The sequence below is a fragment of the Microbulbifer sp. ALW1 genome (genome assembly GCF_009903625.1).
In the GTDB taxonomy this organism is placed as follows: domain Bacteria; phylum Pseudomonadota; class Gammaproteobacteria; order Pseudomonadales; family Cellvibrionaceae; genus Microbulbifer.
In genome coordinates this window covers 2,511,448-2,530,622 of the sequence record NZ_CP047569.1, presented here as the reverse complement: position 1 = coordinate 2,530,622, position 19,175 = coordinate 2,511,448, and the positions used below count along the sequence as shown (strand labels likewise).

At 56.5% G+C, this 19,175-nt stretch carries 14 protein-coding genes; 2 read left to right on the top strand and 12 right to left on the bottom strand.

Translation table 11 applies throughout. The annotated features are described in order from the left end of the window. Positions 1–162: 162 nt before the first annotated feature. The 10 genes from GRX76_RS10490 to GRX76_RS10445 form a co-directional block, all read right to left on the bottom strand. A complete protein-coding gene (locus GRX76_RS10490; protein ID WP_160153260.1) occupies positions 163–1,374 on the bottom strand; it encodes a cyanophycinase in 1,212 nt (403 codons plus the stop codon). Between the two features lie 119 nt (positions 1,375–1,493). After that, positions 1,494–1,895 (bottom strand): helix-turn-helix domain-containing protein, encoded by a 402-nt coding sequence (locus GRX76_RS10485; protein WP_160153259.1) that lies wholly within the window; start codon positions 1,893–1,895, stop codon positions 1,494–1,496. Positions 1,896–1,900: 5 nt separating this feature from the next. After that, entirely contained in the window at positions 1,901–3,082 is a 1,182-nt protein-coding gene (iadA, locus tag GRX76_RS10480; protein ID WP_160153258.1) for a beta-aspartyl-peptidase, read from the bottom strand. Between the two features lie 20 nt (positions 3,083–3,102). After that, on the bottom strand, positions 3,103–4,614 hold the full coding sequence (gene yfcC, locus GRX76_RS10475; RefSeq protein ID WP_160153257.1) for a putative basic amino acid antiporter YfcC: 1,512 nt from the start codon (positions 4,612–4,614) through the stop codon (positions 3,103–3,105). 81 nt (positions 4,615–4,695) lie between these two features. Further along, complete coding sequence (locus GRX76_RS10470) at positions 4,696–7,506, bottom strand: TonB-dependent receptor domain-containing protein (RefSeq protein WP_160153256.1); 2,811 nt, start codon at positions 7,504–7,506, stop codon at positions 4,696–4,698. Positions 7,507–8,208: 702 nt separating this feature from the next. After that, entirely contained in the window at positions 8,209–9,615 is a 1,407-nt protein-coding gene (locus GRX76_RS10465; protein ID WP_160153255.1) for a Type 1 glutamine amidotransferase-like domain-containing protein, read from the bottom strand. A gap of 251 nt (positions 9,616–9,866) precedes the next feature. After that, positions 9,867–10,175 (bottom strand): DUF6122 family protein, encoded by a 309-nt coding sequence (locus GRX76_RS10460; RefSeq protein WP_160153254.1) that lies wholly within the window; start codon positions 10,173–10,175, stop codon positions 9,867–9,869. Then, positions 10,175–10,849, bottom strand: coding sequence for a GntR family transcriptional regulator (locus tag GRX76_RS10455; RefSeq protein WP_160153253.1), 675 nt, complete (start codon positions 10,847–10,849; stop codon positions 10,175–10,177). The genes GRX76_RS10460 and GRX76_RS10455 overlap by 1 nt, the downstream gene beginning before the upstream one ends. Before the next feature lie 70 nt (positions 10,850–10,919). Next, the gene (locus tag GRX76_RS10450) at positions 10,920–12,038 is read right to left on the bottom strand and encodes a hypothetical protein (RefSeq protein WP_160153252.1); all 1,119 of its coding nucleotides are present in this window, start codon (positions 12,036–12,038) and stop codon (positions 10,920–10,922) included. 70 nt (positions 12,039–12,108) lie between these two features. Beyond that, complete coding sequence (locus GRX76_RS10445; protein WP_160153251.1) at positions 12,109–12,549, bottom strand: VOC family protein; 441 nt, start codon at positions 12,547–12,549, stop codon at positions 12,109–12,111. A gap of 167 nt (positions 12,550–12,716) precedes the next feature. Here GRX76_RS10445 and GRX76_RS10440 point away from each other — a divergent pair, with 167 nt between their 5' ends. Together GRX76_RS10440 and GRX76_RS10435 are read left to right on the top strand one after the other, a co-directional pair. Next, a complete protein-coding gene (locus GRX76_RS10440; protein WP_236250321.1) occupies positions 12,717–13,814 on the top strand; it encodes a hypothetical protein in 1,098 nt (365 codons plus the stop codon). Positions 13,815–13,908: 94 nt separating this feature from the next. Beyond that, positions 13,909–14,634, top strand: a complete 726-nt coding sequence (locus GRX76_RS10435; RefSeq protein WP_160153249.1) for an SIMPL domain-containing protein — start codon at positions 13,909–13,911, stop codon at positions 14,632–14,634. An 82-nt stretch (positions 14,635–14,716) separates the two neighbouring features. On the opposite strand, the gene GRX76_RS10430 is transcribed toward GRX76_RS10435, so the two are convergent. Beyond that, positions 14,717–16,012, bottom strand: a complete 1,296-nt coding sequence (locus GRX76_RS10430) for an amidohydrolase family protein (protein ID WP_160153248.1) — start codon at positions 16,010–16,012, stop codon at positions 14,717–14,719. 268 nt (positions 16,013–16,280) lie between these two features. Continuing rightward, positions 16,281–19,142 (bottom strand): pitrilysin family protein, encoded by a 2,862-nt coding sequence (locus tag GRX76_RS10425; protein ID WP_160153247.1) that lies wholly within the window; start codon positions 19,140–19,142, stop codon positions 16,281–16,283. Between the last annotated feature and the right edge of the window lie 33 nt (positions 19,143–19,175).

Sequence of the window (19,175 nt, the reverse complement as noted above, 5' to 3'; positions counted from 1 at the left end):
AGGAGCCGGAGGCAGAAACAGAAGTAGAACCGGAAGGTCGCGCACCTGACAACCCGCGAGAGATGAGCAGCCGGTCAGCCCCTGCAGGGACTGACCGGTCGGTAGTTGGTGTGTTCGGTAGTTGGTGTGAACAGGCGCGTGTAAACCGCGTGCGATCTGTGGTCAGCGACGTGAGAGCGTCACCGCCACCGGCTCAATATCCAGGGCGACATTGACCACCGAGTATTGATCCTTGGTACCAGAACCGTAGCGCCAATACCCCCGGCTGGTCTCCAGTTGGCGAAAGCGGAACAACACACCCTTCCCTGTCTTCTCATCGAAGCTGTAACGGCGCAACTCACCGCTGTCCCGGTTGTCCAGCAACGAGAAACCCAGTAGTTGATCCAGGCGCCCGTTTGGTAGAGTAATCCCGGCGCCCTGATGCGGCGTGTAAGCAAAAGCCTCTTTGTTCACCGTGTCACCACCCTCTATAGAGAAGCTTCCCGTTCGCCAGTGGTAGCGGTCACCGGCGCTCATTACCGAAAGCCCGATTCCGGAAGAGGAAAATTCCGCTGCGTCACTGGAAAAGCGCGCAGAGCGACCATCGACCAGCACCAGATTACCGGCTCCCAGTACCGTCATATCTCCCTCTGCTAGATCGACCAGAATCGCGGTATCTTCGTCCACGCCAAACCCGAGTCGATCCGTAGCCGCCGGAATGGTACCCAGCGCCCGGACCAGACGCCCCAAGCGCGCCTTGCGATCAAAATGCTGATCTACAACGCCAACAGGAAGGAATCCGAGCCCCTCGGACAACATCAGCTGGCCAGTCTCCTGGCTTTCCATACCGGCGTACTCGTCAGCAACCGGCAGAGTTAGCGCACTCAGGGAATCGCCCGCGGCAATCATGCTGGCGCTCATGATGGCGGCGCCGGCGCTGGTGCCGCCAATAATGGCTCCCTTTGCCAACTGCGTACGGATGGCCGACAGAACAGGCAGATCGCTGCGCGCATTTGCCGACCTATTCTCGCCTTGATCTTTTCCAGTCTGCGTCAACGTTTGTGTAATGCGTGTCTGGTCTCCGCCCACGAACCAGATACCACCCACACGCTTCAGGCTCGCAGCCAGCTCCTGATCGCGGCCACCTTTGCTCCAATCGCCTTCATTTACCTTGTCCGTTGCCGGGTCGTCCACCATGGCAATCGGCAGTACCCGAACCTTCCCGTCAAAGCCATGTTTGCGCAGGTCTTCAATAAACAGGGAAGCATAATATGCCGGGCGACCCGATGCGGCGGGGACTATCACCACTTCCGGATATTCCGCGGGGATTGCCTCGATAAACGCGCGATAGACCGCCGCGTTGTCACTGCGCAGCGCTCCGCCGACGATCAACAACTTGCCTGCATCCCGTTTAGACTCCGTAGCCGCGCTCGCGCACAGCCCAAGGCCCAACAAAATACACAGTAATAAAAACCGATGAATTTTTCCAAACCCACTCATATTTTTTCTCTCACTTATCCCGGATGTCCTGCAGAGAACAACCATGTGTAATCCGCGCAATGAAAATGTAACCGGTACGAGGCCTGCATTGCGTGCGTTTTACGCTCCTCCCGCGGCGAATGCCCGGAGAATTCGCGGTAACAACGACTGAAATGGGATGCGGATGAAAACCCGCAATTTCGCCCCACTTCATCGATACGTAAGCTGCTACCGCGTAACAGTTGGCGAGCCCGCTCAAGCCGCAAGTCCAGATAGAACCGAGCCGGCAGCTTGAAGCCACAACGCCGGAATACCCGCTCCAGCTTTTTCGATGAAACACCCAGGTAAGCAGCAAGCTCCCCCGTCAGTAACGGCTCGGAGAGATTGCTCTCCATCAACGCCAGGGCCTCTCTCATCAAGTAGTGGTCGTCCGTCACGATTGCTACCGCTCCTCGGTTGCGCCCCGTTCAGCGCGCCCCTGCCGATCAAGCAACTGCCAGCGACCGAGCGCCATCACATGGGTCAATTCAAAACGATCCGGGTCGACCAACAGCAGGTCCGCATCGCGCCCGGTGCAAATCTGCCCTTTGCGCTTTAGACCCAGGGCACGGGCGGGATTGCGGGTAACCACTTTCAGCGCTTGCGCCAGTTCAATACCTTCCTCGCGAACGGCTCGGCGAAACTCATCAAACAGACTACCAATGGAACCGACTTCCAGGTCCTGCAGCTCCCCCTGGTCGCAAAAATTGGTTAGCGAGCCCTGAGCGTCAGAGGAGAATGTCAGCTGATCAACCGGGGCCCCCTGCTCCAGCGCAATCCTCAGGGCTCTGCTCGCCCGCATTTCACCGCTGGCCAGGATTTCATCGGTAGTCGAAGTGGTGAAATCAATAAAGCCACCGGCACGGGCAAATGCCACACCATCCGCAAGCAGGGATGCATTGCGATTCATATGTGTGGGGTAAAACTGGGTAATCGGAATTTCAGAGTTTTCCACCGCGTCAAATAATGGCGCCAGCTGGCCGGCACCATCACCCACATGCACACTGACCACACCACCTTTGCCGCTGAGCAAACCGGCCACCCGCGCATCGGCCGCGATACGTACCAGCTCGTCCCGTGTTGGGTGCGAGGATCGATGATCTGAAATGGCGAGCTCACCCACCCCAATAATGTTGTCGACCAGCATAATGTCGCTGCGAATGCTGCCGGTCAGGGTATTTACCGGGACCTGATAGGAACCCGTTTGCATGTAACAAGTGAGTCCCTGCGCCTCCAGCGACCGGGCCTTGCCATACATTTCATTCAGGGTACGAGTCACTGCGTCTGTGCCCAAAGCACCGATCACCGTCGTTACGCCATTACGCAGGGCATCGCGCGCGTTCAATTCGGGTGTGCGGGATGCGAAACCGCCCTCACCGCCGCCGCCGCTGATGTGGACCAGGGTATCCACGAGTCCCGGCATCAGCCAGGCTCCGTCCGCATCCACGACATCACCAATGCTTTGTGGCAAATCGATATTCTGGTCGATCTTCGCGATCCGTCCGCCGGCCACCAGCACGTCGCAAATCCCCAGTTTGTGGGGTGCGAATACCTGTGCATTTTTAACTAGTATGATTTGAGACATATTTGACAACTTGAATTCGTTTAAAAGCCCACGGCAGCAGCAAGTAGCACGGCAACAGACGCCAGCAGAAACAACCCGGCCAGCAGCGGCAGCGCAAAACGTGCCCAGATTCCCCAGTCCAGACGCGCCGCCCCCAGACAACCCATCAGCGATGCCGAAGTAGGCACAATGATATTGCTGAGTCCATCACCCAACTGAAAGGCGAGTACCGCGGTCTGTCGGGTCACACCGACCAGGTCTCCCAGCGGCGCCATGATGGGCATGGTCAATGCCGCCTGCCCGGAACCCGAAGTAATGAAAAAATTAAACATGGTTTGAAATGCCAACATAAACCAAGCGGAAACTGCGCCAGACAAGTTGGCCAGGCCATTCCCTGCCGCATGCAGAACCGTATTCAGAATGCTGGCCCCCTGGGGGTCATCGCCGCCCAGCAAGAGAACGATACCCTTGGCAAACGCGACAACCATAGCCGCGGGCAGCAGCTGTTGTGCACCCTCTTTGAATGCGCTCGCCGCCTTGTTCGGTGTAAGGCCGTTGAGTCCAAATGCAATGGCCACCGCGGCAATCGCGATGCCCATAGTGAAAAACTGAGAGGCGATTTCCGGCAGAAAATAGCTCCGCTCCACCACTCCCCAGATCATCCACGCAATACCCGCCAGAAAGAGCAACAGTACCCAGCCATCGCCGCGCACCATGCTCTGCAGCTTGCCGGCAGCAGTAGACTGATCCCGAAAGACCTTGTCCGAATCAAACGCCAGCGACACTCCCGGGCGTACCTGTACCCGGCGCGCGTACAGCATGGTGTAACCAGAAAGGCCCAGAGTGGCCAGTAGCCACAGCAACATCCGCGGGCCACTGCCGGACATCAAAGGCACTCCGGCAATACCTTGCGCGATGCTTACGCCGAATGGATTCATCCACGAAGTGGCAAAACCCACCTGGGTCGCCACATAGGTCACCAACAGCGCGGTAATACTGTCGTACCCCATGGAAACAAGCAGCGGTACCAGGATCAAAGTAAAGGGTATGACCTCCTCTCCCATACCGAACACGGCCCCCCCGAGGGAAAACAGGAAGCAGAGGATCGCGAGGTAAAAATGGCCGGCCTTGCGATTGCGCGCAATTACCTGAAACAGGCCGCGTTCGACAGAGCCACTGGCAAATACCAGTCCAAAGGCGCCCCCCGTCAGCAGGATGAACGCAAATACGCCGATCGAAGCACCCCACTTGGTGCCAGATACCATTCCCTCAAACGCAAAATTGAGTAACCCGATTTCGCCGCCCTCGGCAAAAAAAGCCATCCCCGCCGGTCCATCACCCGCGCTCTGGTAACTGGCGGGGTCAATCACCGTACGCTCCACACCATTCACTACCCGGGTCACCGTGTCGAAAGTGCCGGCCGGTATCAGAAAATTCAGCGCAAACGCCAGCAGTGCCACAACCAGCAATATCAGATACGTATCGGGCATAGCCCAGGCACTCGCTGCAGGCTGCTCTACCGTGTGTCTGACTTTTACTTCACTTGTATGCATTGGGAGATACCGCAAATATGACAAAAGGTTCGGCAGGCCCGCTCCGCGAGCCCGCCGAGATCAGCTCCTGTGAGACGCCGATCAGAAGGTGTAACCGTAACTCAGGGTGTAAAAACGCCCCATGGAGTTGTGGTTGAAGAAATCCACGTTGGCACTGGTGCCATACGCCAGCGGAGGCTCTTCATCCAACAGGTTGTTAACGCGCAGACTCAACCAGCTACCGCTATCGAAATCCCGACTGACGCTCAAATCGAAAACAATCCAGCTGTCGACTTCCACAAACTCAGGAAGATTTGCTGCCTCACGAACCCTTGGGTCGGGATCATCGGCATAGCTGTGGGTGTAGCGCGCAGACAAAGTGGAGGACCACTCCTGGTAACGCCAGCGCAGGGATGTATTGGCGAGCCAGCGAGGATAGGTGTATTCGCCAGCCTCACTGATCACACCACTGGTTGCCGAAGGCAACTTGTCAAACTCCGCCATGTAGGTAGCGTCCAGGGTCAGGCGGAAACTTCCCCAGTTGTCCGTGTCCAGATACTGGGTTACCGCCATATCCACACCACTGGTCTTCTGCCAACCGAGGTTGGTTAACAGGAAGTGACCATCCACCACAAAGCCATTACTGACTTCGAGGCCGGCCTGTCCGGTCGGCAATTCGCCTTCACCGACAATCGGGAACTCGCCCGCAAATGCCCGACGGATGAAATCATCCTCTTCCACACCGATCAGGTTTTCGTGCTCGATATTCCAGTAATCAATGGTGATCTCAGTGTCTTCCGAAGGCTTCAGCAGGAAGCCCGCGCCCCAGGTGGTGGCGGTTTCCGGCTTGAGCGCGTCATTGCTCACTTCTTCAGAGAAAAGAAACTCACCACTCTCGGTCATATCCCCATCACAGGCCTCGGCGGTTTCCGAGCAATCCACCCGGTAGCTGGACAGCAGCGTACCGGCACCAACCTGCGCCAGTGACGGTGCACGGAAGGACGTCGACCAGTTGGAGCGGAAAATAACAGCATCGGAAAACGCATGACGCAAAGCGACTTTGGGGTTGGTATCGCCACCAAAACTATCGTAATAGTCGTAGCGCAGTGCCAGCTGAAGCTCGGTATTGGCTGCCAGTGGAATCATCTGCTCGGTGTAAATGGCCCACTGATTGCGAGCGGCATCCGCAGAGGTGGAGCTGAAGCCGAGAATTGGTTCGGGATTCAGCGTGGTGGAAACCGCCTCTCCAGAGGGAGTGTCCTGAACGGTCTCGCGACGGAACTCACCACCGAAGGCTACCTGGATTGCGCCAGCCGGCAACTCCAGCCAGCTGCCCGAAATGTTGCCGTCGATGGCATACAGATTTGACACACCGCCTCGGCGCGCATCAGTTCTGACAAACTGATCAATCGCGTCGGGCTGATCCGTCTGGCCATTAAAGGGGTTGTACCAGGCGGTCGTTTTACCGATGTCCTCACAGGTTTCTCCCGCCCCGTAACTGGCACCCGGCCGCACAAGATCCAGATCCCAGCGGTTAACCACGGTACCGTCGCTGCAGAGATTCCCCAGGCTGGCATTAAAGAATGCTTCCGAGTTGTACAGTCCGGAAATACCACGCTGCTCCGACTCACTGCGCCCCAGATTCGCGGCGACCTCCCAGTTCCAGCTAGAAACTTCCCCACGCAATCCGCTGACCAGGCGTGCGGATTGCGTTTCTACTTTGACTGAGCGCGGATCGGTAAATTTTCCCCAGGCGTAAATGGGAAAACCGTAAAAATCACTGAAATCGCTGCTAGGGTAGTCCGGATGGAAAGATCCTTCCTCTACCAGTTCGGCTTTCAATGCATCCGGCCAGAGCGGGCTTTCCGGATCAAAAGGGGCACGAGAAAAGTTGGCGGGTGACGAAGTCCCCAATGATTCACTGGCCTGCAGCATCAGGGTATTGAACCATTCAAGGCGCTCGCTGATGTCATAGTTGAACGTAGCCACGACGCTGGCACTCTCATATTCATCTTGCGTCGCTTCCACTGCATTGGTGTTGAACTCACAGTATTCACCAAAAGAGCCCGACTTGAATTGTGCCTCGGGACACCCCCCGTCCGCCGGGCCCTGTGTCTGATCGTAATACATCAGCCACAAATCATTGAAACTCGGGTAAACCCCCTGCTGACTGGGGCGAATGGAGTTTGCGGTAATCTCACGGTCGCGATCATAAAGTGCGTTTCGGGAATACAGGTCTGCAACAATCATGGTGTGGCTGCGCTCCCCCTGCCGCCCCCATACCCAGTTGAGGTTGTACTTGCCTTCATCACTGGCGGCAGTCGAGTTGCCATGCGTCAGGCTTATTTCGCTCCCCTCGAAATCGTCCCGCAGTACGAAGTTCACTACCCCGGCTACCGCATCGGCACCGTAAGTGGCCGCAGCACCGCTGGGCAGCACTTCGACGCGCTCAATTGCGGACAAAGGAATGGAGTTGACGTCAACGAAAGACTCCTGCCCTTTCGCAAACGAACTGACAGAAACACGGCGACCATTCACCAGAACCAGAGTCGAACTGGCACCCAGTCCGCGCAGGGAAACCCCGGAGGCGCCCACTGGCGTATCGCCAGCAATCACGCCTGCTGTGGCCGTAGAGAAAGTCCCGCTACCACCGCCGGTTTGCGTCAGGCGTTGCAGCACCTCAATTGCAGACGTCGCACCGGACGCTTCGATATCGTCGCGGTTGATCTGCACTACCTGTACCGCCCCTTCCGTATCCAGACCTTTGATATGGGTTCCGGTAACAACAACTTCTTCAACCGTTTCGTCCACCGGTTTAGGCACCTCCTGCGCAAACGCAATCGCACTGGTACCGAATAGCGAACAACCGATGGCAAGGCGAATAGCCTTATATAACTGGGTTCTGTTATCCATTTTTATTCCCTCTGGGAGCGAAGCTCCCGCTTTAGATTCTCTGTGATTCTTATGTGTTGCGTGCGGCGATGGCCCATTGCAGAGCCATGGAAATTCGCCGGCCTGAATCCGGGAAAAACAGACAACCTCAAGCCACAGGTAAAAGAACCCAAAGCTGTTGAGACTGAACGTCAATCAGATGAACGGTGAGCAATAAGGGGATGGAGTGATATCCAACTTATAGCTTCCCTGTGCTCGACGGCACACACTATGCGTCGAGCCCCCGGTCAGACCGAGGTGGGCAAGCTACTCGTCAAACCACTCGCTGAGATGGTAGTCGGAAGAGCAGCGCTCAATAACAGCAGTAGTCACATTGCTTTTATTCATGGCGCTTTAAATTGATTCAGAGTTGGCTGATGTAAGGGTTTATCTAGCAAACTTCACACATTTTTTATCACGTCGAAAAAATACTGTAAAGCATAAATTCTACAGAAAGTAATTTTCTACAGATCCGACACAACAACCGAATTATCTGCGAACGCACCGATGGGAACAGAGATATCCACGGTGCGTTAAACGTGAAACCCTGGTGCAAAAAAACAGCCGGAAAAGGATTACCTTCCCCGGCCTGTAGGTTCGATGCGCATTTAAGACTTTCGTCTGAAAATGAACATCTATCAGAACACCTCTGAATGCAGTTCACGCCTGCATTAAGCGTTCGAGCTACTGGTACGGCTGGTTGATATAAAAATTACCTAAGCGACCATCCACACCAATACGCTTGGGCGTCACATTGGTAGAGCCATTCAGAAAATTGAACGCATCAAACTCGGAAAGCTTGTATCGCAACACACCTTCATAGATCACCGGGGCACCACATTGTGCCTGGGTACGCGATGTCTGGGCATCTTCCGCAAGTACATAGACATCGCCACTGCCATCGACTACCCCGCTACCATCCGCGCCAATGAAAATCGAGGTCGCCTCATCGACGCCAATCCCCAGTGTTCCGGCTGGAAGACCTGCCATAAACGCCAAAAGACGCCCCATGCGGTCGCGCTCGGCAAAATGGGTATCAACGATCACCGATTGCATCACCGGACTGGCAAGGAAGCCGCTGGAAATATTGATATTTTCATGGCACAAGTCACTGACCGCTTCCGAAGAGTAAGCGCCCAGGATGCCATCGGGGTCATAGATATACTCTGACTGAACCGCAGCGCCTGCCGAGGTACCACCAAGTACACCACCCCTCGCCAATACCTCTCCAAGGGCAACCTGTAACGCGGTTCCCTGCCACTGATTGAGGTAATCGGACTGGTCCCCTCCGGCAATCCAGACAAACTCTGCAGAGCGCACAGCCCAGGTGACATATTCATCATTGGCGTACTGCTGGCGATCGACAATCAGCGTTTCTACCGAATCTGCATTCAACAAATTTTTCAGATAATCGTTGTAGCCGTCACTGCCGCTGGTGCGTAGAACGACGACATCCCCACCGCTGATCAGTGGTTTGACTCGGCGGGTAAATGCATTGTCCACATCGGACCCGCCGCCCATCACCAGAAGGCCACCGGTGCTTTGCGTCACACAAATATCGGCCTCATTCCCGGAAATATAGCGGGTAAGCCCTCCGGGTTTGGCCGGACGTAAACCGACATCGCAAGGATCGCCACCATTTCCGCCACTGCTGCCACCCCCACTGCTACCGCCACTACTGCTGCCGTCGGGGATACCATGCACGTCCAGGGTGTAGTCACCACGCCCAGCGTAACGAGTAACCTTCAAGGTGTAGAGGCCAGCTCCGGTGACCGAGATAGTTGCGCTTTCCGGGCTGTTGCCCGTTTCCGCGCTATACAGTCGAGAGGCACTGTCATACAGGTGCCAATCAAAATCGTCGGCGCTACTGTGGGCCAGTGAAATGCTCAGGTCCGCCGGCGTCGTGACGTTAAAATAATACCAGTCCTGGTCGCGCCGACTGCCGATACCGGCGACCACGCTTTGCCCGGAACACAGGGGGCCATCCGCATCAGATTCCGCGTCATTGGATTCACTTTCCGTCGATATGCAGGCAAGTGCAACCTGGCTCATCAGCAAGAGCAACAGGGTCAGTAAATATTTAAATCGCATGGAGTTCTCCTTTTCGGCTCATTATTGTTTTGCCGATAAAGAGTACCCCGGCTACCGCAGTCGAACAGTCGCCTGCGGTCAGGAGGGAAAAAACAGGCAAGTTTGCGGCGCAAACTGAACATTTTTGAAGAAAGGCGTGCAAGGGTATGCAACGAACTGCAAAAAGAACGGCGAAAAGAACGGCAAAAAGAAACGCAAAAGAAGCGTGAACACTTTACGCCGCTTCTACGCATCCGTCAGGCAAGCGCGACTCAGATTCCGCAGTCAATAGCATCCAGCAGCATATGTGTCACCAGACCAATGCCCAACCAACGTACCGGCTTCCAGGGTAGAAACATCATGGCGCCGTAGAAGGAAATGGGAAACATGGTGTGCAGCGGGTGGTAATTGATACTGCAACGACCCGGGTCATATACGGGGCTCGCCAGCAGGTGATCCAGGTCCACGAGGTTTGCCGCCAGCATAAACAGCGCAGCCTTTTTCCATTCACTACGGAAAAAAAACCAGGCAATGGCCAGCGGGAGGAGAAAATGTAAAACAATATGCAAGTAACTGAACATCAGCTCGGCAACAACTCTTCAGCAGAAATGGATCCCAGGCCCTCTTCGATATCCTGGCGAATGGCGGTACGCACCAGCTGCTCGTCTTTCTTGGCAATGGCAGCAATCAGGTCCTGGTGTCGATCAGGCAACTCCTGCACTCCAAAGCGCTGGAATACCAGATGCTGCAAAGGCGCGGTCTGCAACCAGAGGCTTTCGATCAGGGAGAGGATGATATGCGGGCGACCGAGGCGGTACAGGGTAAAGTGAAACTCCAGGTTAGCGGCCACGTATTCCTGGATATCCTTTTTGGCGAGTGAAGCGGTCACGCGATCGTCCAGTGCGGTTAACCGCTTCAGCGCATCCTCATCGACAAACGGCAGCGCCTGCGCCGCCGCCTGGCACTCAAGGGCAACACGCGCCGCGCAGATCTCGTCCAGTTTTTCCCGGGTCATGCTAGGCACGGTGACCCGTCGGGTATCCGACAGCTCCAGCGCGCGCTCAGATGTCAGCCGTCGGAGCGCTTCGCGCACCGGCATTGGGCTACAATCCAGCTCTGCCGCCAGTCCGCGAATGGTGATGGCTTTACCCGGTAAAAACTGCCCGCGCAAAATGGCATCGCGCACCTGGTAATAGACCCTTTCCTGGGTGGTGCGGAACTCTTCCTGCGGTTCGGTAAACTCGGCGTCTCTCACTTGCAGCCCCGTATTACTGGATTCAGACGAATCGATGCTGTCTGCCAGCCGGCGCTGTTACTGAGAGCGCTCAGGCAGACATTGCCAACGCCAACTTGTGCGGCGCCTGATTGCCACCGACTTCGATCAGTTCGTCGGCAATGGCGCCAGTTTGCCACATTTCGAAGAAATCCTCTGCTACCTGTTTACCGGCTTCGGTTACCGCGTTCCAATATTTCAGCCGCTCCTCGGTGGAGAGCTTCACAAAATCGTCCCGATCCGGGATTTTGCCGAACGGCAATTGGGCAACCCAGGCTGGGGACGGCGCTACCAGTACCACATTATCCATGGCGCCACCCCGCACCCAGCGCCAGCGCAGGCTCTTGTCGAACCAGCCCGGCACCATGTAGGGGAAAAAGTGAGGATAGAGAACCAGCCCCGGCGGGTGCTCGAAGCCTAGGTCGAAATGGTAGTCGGTGATGCCCCCGTCCCGGTAGTTACCCGCCGGTGCACCGGCGGGCGTCGGCACACCCGCCATGACCAGCGGAATGGACCCGCTGGCCAATACCGCAGGGCACACATTGTCTGCGCTCAGTGGCGTGTTGACGGTAGAGAGGTTGCGAAACGCCACCGAAGGCGCGCTGCCGGAGTGGAACACCACCCTGTCCCAAAAGGCGCTGAGGCTGCGCCGGGAGATGGCATTGGCCAGCGCCGAGGCCAGCAGCGCAGGCGCCAGCAGGGCTTTTTTCTCACTGGCCAGCGGACCACGACCGCGCACGGTGACAAAGTGACTGCGCCATACCGGGTTGGATGCCACCTGCGCAGCGCCCTCTCCGCCCAGTACCTCGAGCAGAATTTTCTCGCCAGCCGCGGTGATCTCCGAAGGGCTCGGGCGGTCGCTGGCGTAACTCTGGTTTACATAGCCGTATTCCAGGGTTTCCAGGGCAGCCATAGGATTCGCTGTCGCGTAACACATATTGCGAAAGCTGCCGATGGAGGACCCCAGAGTAGCGATGGGCGTGGTGCGGTCGCGGAAAAATTCACCAATCAGCACCCGATCCAACTGGCTAATCGACAGCCACTTGGGACCGCCAGATGCTCCCACCAGCGTGGAGACCATGCTCTGTTGCAGCCCCTGCTGCTGAATCTGGCGCGCGGCATTGGCCCCGGCCAGCACAACACAGTTTCCAAACTTCTTCACTTTCGCCATTTTTCGCTCGTCAACTCTCGCTGCTATTACCGCGTGCTGCCGATTCCGCTCAGCAGTTTCCTTCTACCCGTTACCATTCGCCAGTATTGGCCATGGAAGCCCAGGGCTCCTGCGGCGCCAGCGCCTCGCCTTTCTGCAACAACTCGATGGAGATATTGTCCGGTGAGCGCACAAATGCCATATGGCCGTCGCGCGGCGGGCGGTTAATGGTCACCCCCATGTCCATCAGCCGCTGGCAGGTCTCGTAGATATTGTCGACACGATACGCGAGGTGGCCGAAATTGCGGCCACCGGTGTAGCTCTCCGGATCCCAGTTGTAGGTCAGCTCGAGGCACGGACGCTTGTCGCTATTGGCCATGTCCGCATCGCCAGGCGCTGCCAGAAACACCAGGGTAAAGCGGCCTTTCTCATAATCATTGCGGCTGACCTCATACAGGCCAAGCTTGTCGCAATAAAACGCCAGAGATTCATCCAAGTCGGTGACTCGCACCATAGTGTGCAAATATTCCACTGCAACGCCTCCTTTGCGGGATTACAATCCCGATACATCAAATTGGTGACCACTTTAGTCACCCCTGAAAAAGTTACCAGAGCGAAATGTACCAAAAATACTATCGACAATTTTTACAAGCGGCCCAAAAAGCCGCCGCCCCGGGTTGTGACCTGCCGGTTCTGCACATGGCATGCCACTCCCATCACTTCTGGCCCGATGTCACCCTGAATGCCGTCAACGACTACTGGCAGGACGCCGCGCAAATGGCCGATAGCAAGTGGGACAAAATCTTCGGGGAGAAGATACCCGCCTTCCAGCGGGGTATCGCAAACGCCCTGAAACTGCCGGACCCCGGTCAGATTGCGCTGGCGCCCAACACCCACGAGCTGGTGTACCGTCTGCTCAGCGCGTTCGACCTCAAGGCACCGCTGCGCATTCTGACTACGGATGGCGAATTCTACAGCTTTGCCCGGCAGCTGTTGCGACTGGAAGAACTGCCGAATGTGGAAGTGGTACGCATCCCCACCAAGCCGTTTGACACTCTGGCGCAACGCTTTGAGCGGGAGCTGCAAAACGGTAACTACCAGCTGGCCTATGCCAGCCAGGTCTTTTTCGATTCCGGCATCGCCTTCCCGGAACTGCTGGCGCTGGCCGAGCGCAAACCCGAAGGCACCGAAATGGTGATTGACGGCTACCACGCTTTCTTCGCCCGCCCCACAGACCTCAGCGCCATCGCCGACAAGGTGTTTTACACCGCGGGTTCATACAAGTACCTGGGTGCCGGCGAAGGCATGTGTTTTATGTCGATTCCCCGCGGCTGCCAGCTTCGCCCACTGAATACCGGCTGGTTTGCAGAAATGGCAGAACTGGAAAACCGTGCGGATGGCGTAGGCTTTGGCGATAACTGGCTGCGTTTTGCCGGTGCCACCATGGATTACTCGCCCCTGTACAAGGCGCTGGCAGTGCTCGACCTTTACGCCGGGGATGGTGTTACCGTGGATAGCATCCACGACTACGTACAACAAAATCAGCAGCGTTTTCTTACGGCCATGGACGCGGCACAGCACCCGCTGCTGAATCGCGACAACCTGATCGCACACGATCTGGAAAATGGCCACGGACACTTTTTCACCTTCCGCTGCGGCAGCGCCGAAAATGCGGAGAAACTGCAGGCCGAACTGCGCACAAAAAACGTTCTGTGTGACCGCCGCCAGCAGTTATTACGCCTGGGCTTTGCGCTCTATCATCCGCAAGATGAAACCTTCACGCGTTTATTTACCTAGTTAATTCCGCCGCATTCACCGGATGTTCATCTTCGCGGCGCAACAATGGGCGCCGTTGACAAAGAAGTATCACTGGCAATAGTAAGGATTCGCCATGCAAAACACTCTGAAACTGTTCTCCGCCGGTCTGCTCGCGGGCCTTGTGGCCCTGACGGCAGGCTGTGGCAACGACACCGAGAAACGCCCCTCCGGCACCCTGATTTCCATCTCCGCCCAGGGAGAAGCCAGCCAGGTACCGGATATCGCCGACATCTCGGCCGGCGTGGTCACCGAGGCAGACGAGAGCAATGCGGCCATGCAGGCCAATGCAGAGCAGATGGAAAAACTGATGAAAGCCATTAAACAGGCTGGCATCGACAAAAAGGATGTACAGACCAGCGGTATCAATCTCATGCCGCGCTACGACTATCAACCAAACCGGGAACGCCAGATTGTCGGTTACCAGGCGCGAAACACCGTAAGCATTACCGTGCGTAAACTGGATGATCTGAGCAAGGTGATCGACGCGCTGGCAGCGGAAGGCGCCAACCAGATTCACGGCCCCAGTTTTTCCATTGACGAGCAGGAACCCCTGCTGTCAGAAGCCCGGGAGAAGGCCCTTGAGCAGGCCAAAGTGCGCGCCGAGTCCTATGCAAAATCCCTCGGTACCAAAGTGCGCAGAATTGTAAGCATCTCCGAAGGCAGCCACGGTGGCGGCATGCCCCGCCCCATGATGCGCGCCGAGATGGCATCGGCCAAGGACAGCACCAGCACCCCGATTGCACCGGGAGAATCCACGGTTTCAGTCAATCTGGAGCTGGTGTTTGAACTCGAAAAGTAATGCCTGCTTTCCATAGCACCATGGAATATGGAAAACGGATAGCACCCTACAAAAATCCCGGCAATTGCCGGGATTTTTGTATTTACTGGGGCTTTTTGTAAACCACCCCACCCTTCATCACAAACCGGATACGCTCCAGCGCCGTGATATCCTCCAGCGGATTGCCGATCACGGCCACCATATCCGCCCATTTCCCCGGCGCAATACTACCCAGCTCATCCTGTGCATTCAGCAACTGTGCTGCATTCCAAGTGGCAGATCGAATGGCATCTGCCGGGCTCATGCCCGCCTGCACCATCAATGCAAATTCCTGGGCATTGTCACCGTGGCGACTGACCCCGGTATCAGTACCGAACGCAATGTTTACCCCCTTACGATGGGCGCGCTGAAAGGTATCCTGTAACAGGGGACCGATGGCGGCAGCCTTGGTGCGCACCATCTCCGGGAAAAAGCCCTCCACTTTGGACTTCTGGGTGACCCAATCCCCGGCCATCAGGGTCGGCACATACCAGGTATTGTGTTGCACCATCAATGCCATGGTCTCATCGTCCATGTAAGTGCCGTGTTCAATCGAATCCACACCGGCACGAATGGCGCGCTCCATCCCTTCCTTACCGTGCGCGTGCACGGCGACAGTAAAACCGTAATCCCTGGCCGTCGCCACAATCGCTTCCACTTCATCCTGCATAAACTGCGGATTCTGACCGCTCTTGGCCACACTCAGCACGCCCCCGGTGGCAGTTATTTTGATCAGGTCTGCGCCGTCTTTATAACGCTGGCGCACCGCCTCGCGGGCACTTGCTTCACCGTTAATCACTCCCTCTGCAGGCCCGGGGCTCCCCATCAAATCGTGCCGATAACCATTGGTGGGATCGGCGTGACCTCCCGTCGTGGCAATAGAGGTACCGGCGGTAAACACCCGCGGACCAATAATATCCCCGCGATTGATGGCATTGCGTAGACTGACAGTCACGTTGTCGCTGTCCCCCAGGTCGCGCACGGTAGTAAAGCCCGCTTGCAGGGTGCGCTCCGCAGTATTGACCGCACGCAGCGTGTAATCCGCAGGGTTCCAGGTAAACGTTTCGGTGTAGGTACGCGGCCCATATTCGTAGGCCAGATGCGTGTGCATATCCATCAACCCGGGCAGCACCGAGAAGGCACTCAGGTCGATCAGGCGCTCGCCACTGCGCCGGGTGAAGCCCCGCTCCACAGACTCCACGCGACCATCGACAATATGCACGGTGCGTTTTTCCAGTAGCCGGCCTTTTTCGCTGTCGAACAGCCAACCTGCATGCACCGCAATATTGCCCTGCCCCGTCCCTTTCTGCTGCGCACCGCCGTCCTGTGCCGCGACGCCGCCAACGAAAAGCAAGGACATCAATAAAGAAATCAATAAGGAAACCGACAATGAAACCAACGGCACCGACACTTTCACCCCTTCGCAGCGCCCCCTGTGAGAGTGCGTTACTGACGTTTTACTGCTAAATAATGCAAACATATCGGATCCAGCTGTTATGGGGCTCACCGGGGTGTCAGCCCATTATTATTCAATTCCCGCGGGAAGCGGCTGCGCCAATGTACCGCATGCGTCACCCATAAAAAAAGCCCGGTTGCTTGCGCACCGGGCTTTTGCGGGTCGACAAGAATTATTCCGAAGCCGGCAAGACTTCCACAGGCCCGATCCCGAGCGCTTCGATGTCTTTCTGGATTTTGTCCAGGTCACCCACAACCACCCAGGTGAACTGGTCCGGTGCCAGATACTCTTTGGCTGCAGCCTCAACCTGTGCTTTCGTCAGGGCACTGACCCGTTGCGGATATTCAGCGATATACTCCGGTGGCAACCCTTTTTCCAGCTGCCAGGCGATACTGGAAAGCAGTTGCCCCTTGGTCTGGAAGCGCGCACTCTGCTTGAGCACTTCATCGTCCTGGTAGTCCTTCAGCTCCTTTTCTTCGATGGGGCGTTTGCCCAGGTATTCCCGGAACTCCTTCAACAGCTCACGCATGGCAGGAGCTGTCTGGTCGGTTTGCACCGGGGCAAACACGATGTACGGGCGCTGGGCTTCCGTATCCAGCGATACCGCACGGGCACCGTAGGACCAGTGCTTGTCTTCCCGCAGGTTCATATTGAGTCGCGAGGTGAATTTTCCGGCGATCGCCGAGGCCATCGCACTAAACGCCTCGGCATCTTCCGCGCGCCAGGGAGGCATTACGAGCCCCGCCATAATATAACTCTGCTGTGCTCCCGGGCGATCCAGCAGGAAAATACGGGCCTTCGAAGGTCGCTCCACTGAAGGAATTTCCAGCGTCGCCAGCGGTTCTTTGGGTGTGCGCCATCCACCCAGGGTTTCATTGAGCAGCTTCTCAATTTCCGCTTTGGTGACATCTCCGACAACGGTGAGCTGGGCGTTGTCCGGGCGCAACCAGGTATTTTGGAAGGTAATCAGGTCTTCCCGGGTAATGGATTCAACAGCCTCCGGAGTGCCCGATCCGGTCAAGGGCGCACCGTAGGGGTGATCTTCACCAAACAACAGCGGTGGCAATTTACGCATCGCCAACCCCTGGGGTTGAGCCTCTTCTTGGCGAATGGAGTCCAGCCAGTTGGATTTCACCCGCACCAGATCCTTCTCAGGGAACAGCGGGCTGGTTATCACGTCCCGGAACAGTTCCAGTGAGGGTTCCAGCTCGGTTTTCAGGGCGCTGAAGCTAATTGAGTTGTGATCAAGTCCACTACTGGCACCTATCCCCGCCCCCAGCTCTTCCTGACGGGCGCTGAAGGCGAGACTATCGTAATCTCCTGCCCCTTCGCTCAGCATGCGCGCCACAACCGAAGCCAGTCCCGGCTTGTCCCCATCCGCTGAAGCACCGCTGCGGTACTGCAGGTTCATAAACACCACCGGGGTGTCATGTCGCTCGGCGAGCACTACCTTCAGGCCATTCTTCAGGGTAAAGGCCTGCTGCTCCGGCAACTCCAGTTCCACGGTCGGGTCCACCGCAGGCAATTGACTGCGATCAACATCTTCTTCGCGTACCGCGTATTCGTCTTTGGGACTGATTACCAGGGTGAAATGCTGCGGTTTGAGCCATTTCTGTGCGACATTCTGTACGTCAAACGCCGATACCTGTGCGTATTTCCCCAAGCCATTGACCAGGGCACCGGGGTCGTCGTAATAAAACTCGGAGCGGGCAAGGATGTCGGTTTTACCACCAAAGCCGCCGATTTTTTCCAGCCCCTTCACCAGGCTGGCAAATTCGCTCTGCTTGATACGGCGCAGCTCATCCGCACTCACGCCAGACTGGGCGAACTCGCGCAACTCTTCATCCAGGAGCTTTTCCACTTTTTCGACAGACTGACCGGGCTTCAAATCCACCATGATAAACAACTGTCCCGCCAGCTGCCGGCCATAGTAAAAAGCACTGACACTGGTCGCCACCTGCTCATCGCGCACCAGGCGGCGATAAAGCAGCGAGTTTTTGCGATTGGCCAGCAGCGACGTCATCAAATCCAGCGCATTTTCTTCCTTGCTGCCAATCGCCGGTACATTCCACACATAGTAAATCCGCGTCTGCGGCACCTGGTCGGTCATCTCCAGGCGCTTGTTCACTTGTGAGGGCAACTCCCAGTTCTTCAGTTCCGGCGGCACCGAGGTACTGGGGATACTGCCGAAGTACTTACGCGCTTTTTCCATGGCCTCGGCAACCGTGATATCCCCGGCTATCACCAGAATGGCATTGGCTGGCTGGTAGTAATCGGTAAACCACTGTTTGACGTCTTCCAGGCTGGCCTGATCCAGGTCTTCCATGGAGCCGATGGTGGTCCATGAATAAGGGTGATCGGAGGGAAAGGTATTGGTGGCAATCTCATCGAATGCCTTACCGTAGGGCGCATTTTCCCCCTGGCGTTTTTCGTTTTTTACAACGCCACGCTGCTCGTCGAGTTTTTCCTGACTGATGGCACCCTTGAAGTGCCCCATACGATCCGACTCCATCCACAGCGCCATATCCAGCGCGCCCTTGGGCACCGTCTCGAAATAATTGGTTCGGTCGTTGTTGGTGGTGCCATTCATATCCGTGGCACCAGAGCGCTGGAAGGGTTCGAAATATTCGCCGGGGAAATTTTCCGAGCCATTGAACATCAGGTGTTCAAACAGGTGGGCAAAACCGGTCTTGCCACGGGTCTCATCTTTGGAGCCCACTTTGTACCAGATATTGATCGCCACCACTGGCGCCTTGGGATCTTCGTGCACAATGACCGTGAGACCGTTCTTGAGCACCTCTTTGTGAAATGGCAGCTCGATTTTTGGCGGCTGGACAAAAGCCTCGTTACCACTAGCTGCCGCTTTGCTACTGGCGGCGGCTTCTTTATCAGCAGTCAGCGCCTTGTGAACCTTCTCATCGTCCCCGTTCGATGACGGATGCCGGTCACAACCAGACACCGACAACAACCCCATTAGGCCAGCGCAAAGAGTAAGTCGCAGGGCCAGACGGCCCGAAGCGGTTCGCATATCCATTGTCATTTATCCTGAGTCACTTATCCTGAGTCA

Coding starts and splice junctions, on each gene's coding strand:
- yfcC (WP_160153257.1), bottom strand. CDS start 4,614: ATGCATACAAGTGAAGTAAAAGTCAGACACACGGTAGAGCAGCCTGCA.
- GRX76_RS10435 (WP_160153249.1), top strand. CDS start 13,909: ATGCAAAACACTCTGAAACTGTTCTCCGCCGGTCTGCTCGCGGGCCTT.
- GRX76_RS10440 (WP_236250321.1), top strand. CDS start 12,717: ATGGCATGCCACTCCCATCACTTCTGGCCCGATGTCACCCTGAATGCC.
- GRX76_RS10450 (WP_160153252.1), bottom strand. CDS start 12,038: ATGGCGAAAGTGAAGAAGTTTGGAAACTGTGTTGTGCTGGCCGGGGCC.
- GRX76_RS10430 (WP_160153248.1), bottom strand. CDS start 16,012: ATGTCCTTGCTTTTCGTTGGCGGCGTCGCGGCACAGGACGGCGGTGCG.
- iadA (WP_160153258.1), bottom strand. CDS start 3,082: ATGTCTCAAATCATACTAGTTAAAAATGCACAGGTATTCGCACCCCAC.
- GRX76_RS10425 (WP_160153247.1), bottom strand. CDS start 19,142: ATGGATATGCGAACCGCTTCGGGCCGTCTGGCCCTGCGACTTACTCTT.
- GRX76_RS10460 (WP_160153254.1), bottom strand. CDS start 10,175: ATGTTCAGTTACTTGCATATTGTTTTACATTTTCTCCTCCCGCTGGCC.
- GRX76_RS10470 (WP_160153256.1), bottom strand. CDS start 7,506: ATGGATAACAGAACCCAGTTATATAAGGCTATTCGCCTTGCCATCGGT.
- GRX76_RS10465 (WP_160153255.1), bottom strand. CDS start 9,615: ATGCGATTTAAATATTTACTGACCCTGTTGCTCTTGCTGATGAGCCAG.